The sequence below is a fragment of the Bacillus sp. MBGLi79 genome (assembly GCF_002953915.1).
Genome location: NZ_CP026521.1, coordinates 1,955,258 through 1,965,635, shown reverse-complemented (window position 1 = coordinate 1,965,635; position 10,378 = coordinate 1,955,258). Strand labels below are relative to the sequence as shown.

Genomic DNA, 10,378 nt, shown 5'->3' with positions numbered 1-10,378 from the left:
GCTTTTTGGAAAGCTCAAATTCAGAAGGCAGCTTTTCCTTCTCAGTGTAGATCCCATTTTTTATATCCTCTTCAATTTCTTCTGCTTTTTCTCTGAGGATTTCCATTCCGACAACTGTTGCGCCGTATTCAGCTAGAATTAAGTCATCATCATTGAATTGATCCTGTAAACGTGAAAGAATGAGTGTTCCTAATCTTTCCCCTCCTCCGATGATCGGCACAATTGTCGTTAAACCAGCTTGGAATAAGTCTCTGTTCTCAACAGGGAAAGCAGTGTATTCACTATTAATATCCAAGTTAGAAGATGTTTCAGGGACATTAAACAGATTTTTCGTATATTCTTCAGGGAATTGACGATCCTCAAGCATTTTTTTCATACGATCATTTTCAATTTGCTGGTTAATAGAATACCCAAGGAGTTTCCCTCTGCGGCTTACAACGAAAATATTGGAATCAATGACATCCCGCAGCGTCTCCGCCATTTCCTTGAAGTTTACCGGTTTCCCTGCCGCAGCTTGCAGCATGGAGTTAATAATTCTTGTTTTTTGTAATAAAGCCATGATAAATAATCCTCCTAAACATTCCTCATATTAAATTTTTCACAATATAAATTGACTTAAATCTTTGTTTTTGGCTATCGTTCCGAGTTTTTCTTCGACATACTGTGGTGTAATCGTTATTTTCTCCATCGTTACATCAGGAGCTTCGAACGACAAATCTTCTAATAGGCGTTCAAGTATTGTATGAAGACGTCTCGCACCGATATTATCTGTGTCCTGGTTCACATGATAAGCAACTTCAGCAATCTTATGAATAGCTTCGTCAGAAAATTCAAGAGATATACCTTCAGTCTGCAATAATGCTTGATATTGTTTCAAGAGCGCATTATCCGGCTCAACCAAAATTCTCACGAAGTCATCCACCGTGAGTTTGTTCAGTTCTACACGAATCGGGAAACGCCCCTGCAGTTCAGGAATCAAATCAGATGGTTTGGCCATATGAAACGCTCCTGCTGCAATAAATAATACATGATCTGTTTTTACAGAACCATATTTTGTGACAACGGTAGAACCCTCAACAATCGGCAGGATATCCCGCTGAACGCCTTCTCTTGAAACATCGGCAGAAGAAGATGCACCACCGTTTTTTGCGATTTTATCTATCTCATCGATAAAGATAATCCCGCTCTCTTCTGCTCTCTGAACAGCTTCCTGGCTGACTTCATCCATATCGATGAGTTTGCTAGCTTCTTCATTCGTCAGGACTTTTCTGGCTTCTCTGACTGTCATTTTGCGCCGTTTCTTTTTCTTTGGCATTAATCCGCTCAGCGCATCCTGCATGTTCATGCCCATCTGCTCCATACCCGAGCCCTGCAGCATGTCAAACATAGAAGGCTGTTGTTCTTCGACTTCTACTGTTACATAGTAGTCTTCGAGCTCTCCTAAAGCCAGCTGATGCGCCATTCGTTTTCTTTTTTCTTCAATATTTGCTTCTTCCTGGCTCTCCGCCTCATCTTCACCATTCGGCTGGCTGCCGCCAAAAAACATTTCAAACGGATTTTTAACGCCTGATTGTTTTTTCTTCCCAGGAACTAACAGACGAACAATGCGTTTATTTGCATTTTCTTCTGCCTGTTCCTTTACTTCGTTCATTTTCTCTTCTTTTATAAGCCGAACAGAAGTCTCCACAAGATCTCTGACCATTGATTCAACATCTCTGCCTACATAGCCGACTTCAGTAAATTTAGTTGCTTCAATTTTGATAAATGGCGCACCTGAAAGCTTAGCGATTCGTCTGGCAATTTCAGTTTTCCCAACGCCGGTAGGCCCCATCATTAAAATGTTTTTCGGAACGACCTCGTCCTTCAGCTTTTCATCCAGAAGACTTCTTCTATAGCGGTTTCTTAATGCCACGGCGACAGCTTTTTTCGCGTTTTGCTGACCGACAATATATTGGTCTAACCGATCTACAATCTGTCTAGGAGTTAACGGTTTTTTTTCCATGCGCCTCAAGTCCTTTCTATTCAAGCTCTTCCAGTATGATTTGATCGTTCGTGTAAACACAAATTTCGCCTGCTGTTTCTAACGCGGCTCTTGCAATCTCACTTGCGGACATACTTTCGCCGGCATGCTTTTTCAAGGCTCTTCCGGCTGCCAAAGCGTAATTGCCTCCTGATCCAATTGCAAGAATGCCGTCATCTGGTTCGATCACCTCGCCTGTTCCCGATACGAGAAGCAAAGTATCCTGATTCATCACAATCAGCATGGCTTCAAGCTTTCTAAGCACTTTATCGCTGCGCCATTCCTTCGCAAGCTCAACAGCCGCCCGTTTTAAGTTGCCGTTATATTCTTCAAGCTTGGCTTCAAACTTTTCGAATAAAGTGAAAGCGTCTGCAACAGATCCCGCAAAGCCAGCAAGAACCTTGCCGTTAAACAGTTTTCTCACTTTTCGTGCCGTGTGTTTCATGACAACAGCCTGACCAAACGTTACTTGGCCGTCTCCAGACATAGCGCTTCGTCCTTTATGCTGTACGGCAAATATTGTGGTCGCATGAAAAGATGACATAAAGGGCCTCCTTTAATTTTTCTTAAATGCTCTTGGGTGGTGGGACATATATGTGTTTCTCAACATTTCCTTCGAAACGTGCGTGTATATCTGTGTCGAAGACAGATTGGAATGCCCGAGCAGTTCTTGAACGCTTCTCAAATCCGCTCCTTCATTTAACAGATGGGTGGCGAACGTATGTCGAAGCATATGCGGATGGATATGTAAAGTGCCGGACGCTTTTTGAACAAGCCCGCTTAAAATATGTCTGACGCCACGGGCTGTAAGCGGTCCGCCTCTTTGATTTACGAATAATAGATCATGAGGTTCTTTTGCCTTCATCAGCAAGCACTGTCTTCCGCTATTCATGTATACCTTCAACGCTTCGCGGGCATAAGACCCAAAGGGGATATAACGCTGCTTCTTGCCTTTACCGTGAACAAGCACAGTGTCCATAAATAAATCAACATCATTAACAGTTATGGAACAGCATTCACTGACCCTCATTCCGGTGGCATAGAGCAGCTCTAACAGCGCTTGATCCCTCATTCCGGCCGGCTGGCTTATATCTGAAACTTCAAATAGCTCCTCAAGCTCTTTTTGATATAGAAACTTCGGTATCCGTTTCTCTTGTTTCGGCAGATGAACAAGCTGAAACGGATTTTCTTCAACAAGCTTTTCCCGCATCAGAAACTTATAAAAGCTTCTTAATGCAGATATCTTTTTGCTTATTGTTCTTCTCGATAAACCTTTTTCATAGGCTTCTGTCAAAAAAATCCTAGTATCTTGATATGCAGCTTCTTCAAATCCATTTATACCTTGAACGCGCAGGAAAGTCTCGAATTCTTCAATTGAATCCACATAATTCACAATAGTATATTGTGAATAATTTTTTTCAATTTGTAAATATTCAACGAATAACTTTACGAAATTCTTAACATTCTCCATGCCTAATACCTCCCCAGGAAGGGCTTTTAAATGGTATCACAAATCGCGTTCAGGTTGCAATCAATACCTATATTGTTTTCGAAATTGTTTGAATTGTTTCAATTGCACGATTCGCATATTGTTCATTTCGTTCTTTTTTATTTTTAATTTTAACAGGCAGTTCTTTTAAAAGCCCAAAGTTTGCATTCATCGGCTGGAAGTTCTTCTGGTTTGTTGTTGTAATATAATGAGCCATACTGCCAATTGCCGTTTCCTGCGGGAAAATAACAAGCTCTTCTCCCAATACAAGCTTCGCCGCATTAATGCCTGCTACCAGTCCTGAGGCGGCTGATTCCACATATCCTTCTACTCCCGTCATTTGGCCTGCAAAGAACAGGTCACTGCGGTTTTGAAATTGATAAGTCGGCTTTAACAAGCTAGGAGAGTTAATAAATGTATTTCTGTGCATCACGCCATATCTGACGATTTCTACATTTTCAAGCCCTGGAATCAATTTGAGGACTTCCTTTTGATCTCCCCATTTTAAATGTGTCTGGAATCCTACAATATTATAAAGTGTGCCCGCAGCATCATCCTGTCTGAGCTGAACGACGGCATAAGGACGTTTTCCTGTAACAGGATGCTCTAGACCAACCGGTTTCATCGGACCGAAAAGCATTGTTTTCTTACCGCGTTTTGCCATGACTTCAATCGGCATGCAGCCTTCAAAGAAAATCTCTTTTTCAAATTCTTTTAACGGGACTGTTTCTGCTGATGTTAAAGCTTCATGGAAACGGTCAAATTCTTCTTCTGTCATCGGGCAGTTCAAATATGCTGCTTCACCTTTATCATAGCGGGATTTCAAGTACACTTTATCCATATCAAGGCTGTCTTTTTCTACAATTGGCGCCGCTGCGTCATAAAAATATAAATAGTCCTCTCCAGTCAGCTCCTTCAGCTGGGCAGACAGCGATTCAGATGTTAACGGTCCCGTTGCGATAATGGTAGGACCTTCAGGAATCTCAGTCACTTCTTCATTAATAACGGTTACGTTTGGATGATTTTTCACCCGATTTGTCACACTTGCGGCAAATTCATGACGGTCTACTGCAAGAGCCCCTCCGGCAGGGACCGAACATTCGTCAGCAGCCGCGATGATGGCTGAATCAAGCGCACGCATCTCTTCCTTTAATACACCGACAGCGTTAGCGAGAGTATTAGAGCGAAGAGAGTTGCTGCAGACTAGCTCGGCAAATTTATCAGTATGGTGCGCAGGCGTTTGTTTCACAGGCCGCATTTCATACAATTTAACTTGAATCCCGCGTTTGGCAAGCTGCCATGCTGCTTCACTTCCTGCGAGTCCGGCTCCGATTACATTCACTGTTTGTTGGTTCATCTTTCACATCTCCTAGTTTATTATTCAAGGCCTTCTTTTAACACACAAAGAAGGTGAGCAAGACCCTGCTCACCGCTACTTCTGTGGTTCTTCCTTATAATCGCATTCCACGCATTGGACTTGTATGCCTTTTTTGAGTTTTTTCTCGACGAGCATTTTTCCGCATTTCGGGCATTTTCGTTCAATTGGTTTGTCCCAGGATACGAATTCACAGTCCGGATAACGGTCACAGCCGTAAAACACCCGTTTCTTTTTCGATTTTCGCTCAACAATGTTTCCTTCTCCGCAGCTCGGACACTTCACGCCGATTTGTTTCACAATCGGTTTCGTGTTCCGGCAGTCAGGGAAGTTGGAGCAAGCTAAGAATTTACCGTACCGTCCCATTTTATATACCATCGGAGAACTGCACAATTCACAATCCTCTCCAGCATATTCTGGTTCGATTTCAACTTCCTTCATTTCTGATTCGGCTTTTTTGACGCGTTTTTCAAAATCGGTGTAGAAATTATCAATAATCTTGACCCATTCGGTATTTCCTTCTTCAACATGATCAAGATCTCTCTCCATTTTAGCTGTAAACTCAACGTTAATGATCTCCGGGAAAAACTCCATGATCAGGTCAAGAACGATCTGACCTAATTCAGTCGGAACAAAGCGTTTATTATCCAAACCCACGTAGCCGCGCCGTTGAATAGTATCAAGCGTCGGAGCATATGTGGATGGACGGCCTATGCCGAGTTCTTCAAGCGTTTTCACAAGCCGTGCCTCAGTATACCTCGGAGGCGGCTGGGTAAAATGCTGCTCCGGTTCTATATCTTTTGATAATACCGTATCGCCTTCTTTTAAGTCAGGCAGCATCCGGTCTTTTTCTTCCATTTGGTCGTCTTTTCCTTCAACATACACCTTCATAAACCCGGAAAACTTGACTTTACTTCCATTTGCACGAAATGTCAAACCATTGTTTGTCAGGTCGACACTCATTGTATCTAGAACAGCCGGCGCCATTTGGCTGGCAACAAAACGCTCCCAAATTAATTTATACAGTCTCATTTGGTCTCTGCCGAGAACTGCTTTTAATTCACTTGGTTTTCTGAGAACTGATGTCGGCCGAATTGCTTCGTGGGCATCCTGAGCATTTTCATTCTTTTTCGCAGGCTTCCGTTTTCCGCCTAGGAACTCTTTTCCATATGTCTGATCGATAAAAGCAGCAGCTTCATCAACAGCCGTATTTGAAATACGGGTTGAATCCGTTCTCATATACGTAATCAGACCAACAGTTCCTTCTCTTCCTAGATCAATTCCTTCATATAATTGCTGTGCAATCATCATCGTTTTCTTCGCTCTGAAATTGAGCTTGCGAGCCGCTTCCTGCTGCAGGGTTGAGGTGGTAAAAGGCAATGCAGGATTACGTTTGCGTTCTTTTTTGGTTACTTTTTCGACTGTATATTTATTCCCTTTGAGCTGAGAAAGAATCTCTTTTACATCAGCTTCACTATTTAAAGGAAGTTTTTTGCCGTTTTTCCCGAAAAAGCTTGCTTCAAAGGTTTCCTGGCCTTTTAAGAACGTACCGTCAATTGTCCAATATTCCTCAGGCTTAAAGTCGTTAATCTCTTTCTCACGGTCAATAATCAAACGGAGGGCAACGGATTGCACGCGTCCTGCGCTAAGCCCTTTTTTGACTTTTTTCCATAAGATCGGACTGATTTTATATCCGACAAGCCTGTCTAAAATACGTCTCGCTTGCTGTGCATCCACTAAATCCATATTAATCATGCGTGGATGCTTAAACGATTCCTTAATAGCGTCTTTTGTAATTTCGTTAAACACTACACGGCAGTCTGAATTAAGATCTAAATCAAGGCTGTGTGCCAAGTGCCATGCAATCGCTTCCCCTTCTCTGTCGGGGTCGGCCGCGAGATACACTTTTTTGGCTTTTTTGGCAGCCGTTTTCAGTTCTTTTAATACCGGACCTTTACCTCGAATGGTAATATATTTCGGTTCGAAATTCTGTTCTATGTCAACTCCCATTTGACTTTTTGGAAGATCCCGGACATGTCCCATTGATGCTTTTACTTTATATTTTTTACCTAAGTAACGTTCAATCGTTTTCGCCTTAGCGGGCGATTCCACGATGACTAGATAATCAGACATTTTCATCCCCCTCAAGAGGTGTTCTCTCTCTTTTCAAGATATTTCAATTTTATTTTTGCAGCTGTCTTTATTTGGCTTTCAACATTTCATTCTTTATCATGAACATCATTCATTAAATAGAAAACAATATGCAACTTTAAATCCTCACTATTATTAAATATTACAATGCCGTTTGTCAAACGATAATTCAAAAGGGTTCCGTATATTGAACGTTTCTCTCGGGAAGCTCCTCGAAAATATCCTCTGCTGACCTTATGGCTTTAGCCCCCTGCTGGATCAGTTTTATAGGACCTCCGGCGTAAGGGTCAAATAATGAACCGGGTACGGCAAACACTTCTCTACCTTGCTCCAATGCTTGATAGGCAGTTATCAGCGAACCGCTTTTTTCCTTGCCCTGTACGACAATAACGCCTTCACTCAGTCCGCTGATGATACGGTTTCTCATAGGGAAATGCCATTTTTGGGGTTTAGTTTCAGGTGGGTGCTCTGACAGAAGGATATGGTGTTTAGCCATGTGATCTGCTAATTGAAGGTTTTCCCGGGGATAAATGTGTTGAAATCCGCCTGCAATGACGCCAATTGTCCGCCCCTTCGCCTTAATACTTGCAGCATGGGACATTCCGTCTATCCCAGACGCCAGTCCGCTGACAATCACCCAATCTTTACGACATAGCTCTTCTGTAAGATGATTGACAACTTGTTTCCCGTAAGCTGTTGGATTTCTTGTCCCTACAATTCCAATTTTTCTTCCTTTCGAAAGAAGAGTCATATCACCCTTTGCAAACAGAACGGCGGGGGGATCATAAATGGTTTTAAGCCAGAAAGGATATTGCTTTGAAGAGATAGGAATGGTGTCAATGCCTTGCTCACGATAAGCAGCAAGTACGCGTTGGAGCTTTGGGTAAAATTCTTCTATTTTCTTTTTTAATGCAGCTGCTTTCATTTTATCACGAGTAACCGTTTGTAACACCGATGATGTCAGCGACATAGACGGATCGGCTTTCCACCATTTTAATAGAAGGGATGGGGATAATAATTGATTGATTCTGCAAGTCGTTAAGCAGGCAGCGGCCTGATCCAATAGATTGACCTCCTTTTGACAGAAAAAGCAGGAACAGCCTTAACGGCTGTCCCTTTTTTATTAATGCGTTTTACAAGTTTCGAACAGGTTCTTCTCTTTCAGCACCTTAATTAAGGTTTCACCCATAACAGAAGGTGTCTCTGCAACTTCAATTCCGCATGCATTAAGGGTTTTGATTTTTTCATCAGCTGTCCCTTTTCCGCCGGAAATAATGGCGCCTGCATGCCCCATGCGCTTCCCAGGAGGTGCTGTCTTACCGCCGATAAAACCGACTACCGGTTTTGTCATGTTGGCTTTTACCCACTCTGCCGCTTCCTCTTCGGCAGTACCGCCGATTTCGCCAATCATGATGACAGCGTGTGTGTCAGGATCTTCGTTAAACGCTTTTAAAACGTCAATAAAGTTTGTTCCATTTACAGGGTCGCCGCCGATTCCAACAGCTGTAGACTGTCCTACGCCCGCTTCTGAGAGCTGGTGCACCGCTTCGTATGTTAATGTTCCTGAACGTGATACAACGCCTACATGACCCTTTTTATGGATGTATCCGGGCATAATGCCGATTTTACATTCTTCAGGCGTAATGACACCAGGGCAGTTCGGCCCTATCAGTCTCGTTTTCTTGCCTTCCATGAAACGTCTGACCTTCACCATATCCAAAACCGGAATGTGTTCTGTGATACAAATCACGAGATCAAGCTCCGCATCTACCGCTTCCATAATCGCATCAGCTGCAAACGGTGCAGGCACATATATAACAGACGCGTTAGCGCCGGTCGTTTGAACTGCTTCAGCCACTGTATTAAATACAGGAACACCTTCCGCTTCAGTTCCGCCTTTTCCAGGTGTTACACCACCTACGATATTTGTGCCGTATTCGAGCATCTGCTTCGTATGAAATAAAGCGGTAGAACCTGTAATCCCTTGTACAATAACTCTTGTATCTTTATTAATAAAAACACTCATTATATGGTCCCCTGCCTTTCATTCTTTCTTAAACTAAGGATACGATTTTCTGCGCGCCGTCAGCCATTGATTCCGCAGATGTAATGTTTAATCCTGATTCACTAAGGATTTTCTTCCCTAGATCCACGTTTGTGCCTTCAAGACGGACGACAAGCGGCAATGTCAAACCAACTTGTCTAGTCGCTTCAACAACCCCTTCTGCGATGACATCACATTTCATAATGCCGCCGAAAATGTTGACAAAAATTCCTTTAACGTTTTGATCAGAAAGAATGATTTTAAATGCTTCCGTGACTTTTTCCGCGGTTGCACCGCCGCCCACATCAAGGAAGTTGGCCGGTTCTCCACCGTAATGCTTGATAATATCCATTGTGGACATTGCAAGTCCCGCGCCGTTTACCATACAGCCGATATTTCCATCAAGGGAAATGTAGCTTAGGTCATATTTGGACGCTTCGATTTCTTTCGGATCTTCTTCATCCAAATCTCTGTATTCCATAATGTCCTTTTGTCTGTACAACGCATTGCTGTCAAAATTCAATTTTGCATCAAGCGCCATCACATTTCCGTCCCCGGTAACAACAAGCGGGTTGATTTCGGCGATTGAGCAGTCTTTTTCAACAAACGCTTTATATAGTCCAAACATAAATTTAGCAGCTTTTCCCACAAGCTCTTTTGGAATATTAATAGCGAATGCAATTTCTCTGGCTTGATAGCCTTGAAGGCCGACAGCCGGATCAATGACAGCTTTTTTGATTTTTTCCGGTGTTTTCTCCGCAACTTCTTCAATTTCCGTTCCGCCTTCTTCAGAAGCCATCAGAACGATTCTGGAAGTAGCGCGGTCAAGCACAAGACCCACGTAATATTCTTTTTTAATATCGCAGCCTTCTTCAATAAGTAAGCGTTTTATTACTTGGCCGTCCGGACCCGTCTGATGTGTAACTAGGGTCTTCCCTAATAGTTCTTCGGCATACGCTTTTACTTCGTCTAATGATTTTGCTATTTTTACCCCACCAGCTTTGCCTCGACCGCCAGCATGAATTTGAGCCTTTACGACATAAACCGAGCTGGATAAGCTCTTTGCACTCTCAACTGCTTCTTCTGCTGTAAAAGCCACTTTACCTTCAGGAACAGATACCCCATATTTTCTGAGGACTTCTTTTCCCTGGTACTCATGGATATTCATTTCCCATCCTCCTAACTTATGTAACAAAACTAAAATAGACTGCGCTTTCATTCTATAATAATACTGGAAGAATTGTCTACACTTCGGTGCAAAATCTTTTAATCCTTCTAAACATTCAAACTTTTACTTTA

At 42.7% G+C, this 10,378-nt stretch carries 8 protein-coding genes and 1 pseudogene; all 9 read right to left on the bottom strand.

Annotated features, from left to right (window positions below):
- A pseudogene (codY, locus tag C1T29_RS10005) lies at positions 1–559 on the bottom strand (GTP-sensing pleiotropic transcriptional regulator CodY); the annotation flags it as partial.
- A 39-nt stretch (positions 560–598) separates the two neighbouring features.
- On the bottom strand, positions 599–2,011 hold the full coding sequence (gene hslU / locus C1T29_RS10000) for an ATP-dependent protease ATPase subunit HslU (RefSeq protein ID WP_255220399.1): 1,413 nt from the start codon (positions 2,009–2,011) through the stop codon (positions 599–601).
- A gap of 7 nt (positions 2,012–2,018) precedes the next feature.
- Entirely contained in the window at positions 2,019–2,564 is a 546-nt protein-coding gene (clpQ, locus tag C1T29_RS09995; protein ID WP_003238555.1) for an ATP-dependent protease subunit ClpQ, read from the bottom strand.
- Between the two features lie 12 nt (positions 2,565–2,576).
- On the bottom strand, positions 2,577–3,491 hold the full coding sequence (gene xerC, locus C1T29_RS09990) for a tyrosine recombinase XerC (protein ID WP_040083178.1): 915 nt from the start codon (positions 3,489–3,491) through the stop codon (positions 2,577–2,579).
- 67 nt (positions 3,492–3,558) lie between these two features.
- Positions 3,559–4,866, bottom strand: a complete 1,308-nt coding sequence (gene trmFO / locus C1T29_RS09985; protein ID WP_014663960.1) for an FADH(2)-oxidizing methylenetetrahydrofolate--tRNA-(uracil(54)-C(5))-methyltransferase TrmFO — start codon at positions 4,864–4,866, stop codon at positions 3,559–3,561.
- 75 nt (positions 4,867–4,941) lie between these two features.
- Positions 4,942–7,017: a type I DNA topoisomerase gene (gene topA, locus C1T29_RS09980; RefSeq protein WP_014663959.1), complete on the bottom strand. Its 2,076-nt coding sequence runs from the start codon at positions 7,015–7,017 to the stop codon at positions 4,942–4,944.
- Positions 7,018–7,204: 187 nt separating this feature from the next.
- Complete coding sequence (gene dprA / locus C1T29_RS09975; RefSeq protein ID WP_103748768.1) at positions 7,205–8,098, bottom strand: DNA-processing protein DprA; 894 nt, start codon at positions 8,096–8,098, stop codon at positions 7,205–7,207.
- Between the two features lie 60 nt (positions 8,099–8,158).
- Complete coding sequence (sucD, locus tag C1T29_RS09970; RefSeq protein WP_103748769.1) at positions 8,159–9,061, bottom strand: succinate--CoA ligase subunit alpha; 903 nt, start codon at positions 9,059–9,061, stop codon at positions 8,159–8,161.
- Positions 9,062–9,089: 28 nt separating this feature from the next.
- Positions 9,090–10,247, bottom strand: coding sequence for an ADP-forming succinate--CoA ligase subunit beta (gene sucC, locus C1T29_RS09965; protein WP_103748770.1), 1,158 nt, complete (start codon positions 10,245–10,247; stop codon positions 9,090–9,092).
- Positions 10,248–10,378 lie beyond the last annotated feature (131 nt).

Excerpts from the sequence above, each read along its gene's own strand:
- sucD (WP_103748769.1), bottom strand. The coding sequence starts at position 9,061 with ATGAGTGTTTTTATTAATAAAGATACAAGAGTTATTGTACAAGGGATT.
- sucC (WP_103748770.1), bottom strand. The coding sequence starts at position 10,247 with ATGAATATCCATGAGTACCAGGGAAAAGAAGTCCTCAGAAAATATGGG.
- xerC (WP_040083178.1), bottom strand. The coding sequence starts at position 3,491 with ATGGAGAATGTTAAGAATTTCGTAAAGTTATTCGTTGAATATTTACAA.
- clpQ (WP_003238555.1), bottom strand. The coding sequence starts at position 2,564 with ATGTCATCTTTTCATGCGACCACAATATTTGCCGTACAGCATAAAGGA.
- topA (WP_014663959.1), bottom strand. The coding sequence starts at position 7,017 with ATGTCTGATTATCTAGTCATCGTGGAATCGCCCGCTAAGGCGAAAACG.
- trmFO (WP_014663960.1), bottom strand. The coding sequence starts at position 4,866 with ATGAACCAACAAACAGTGAATGTAATCGGAGCCGGACTCGCAGGAAGT.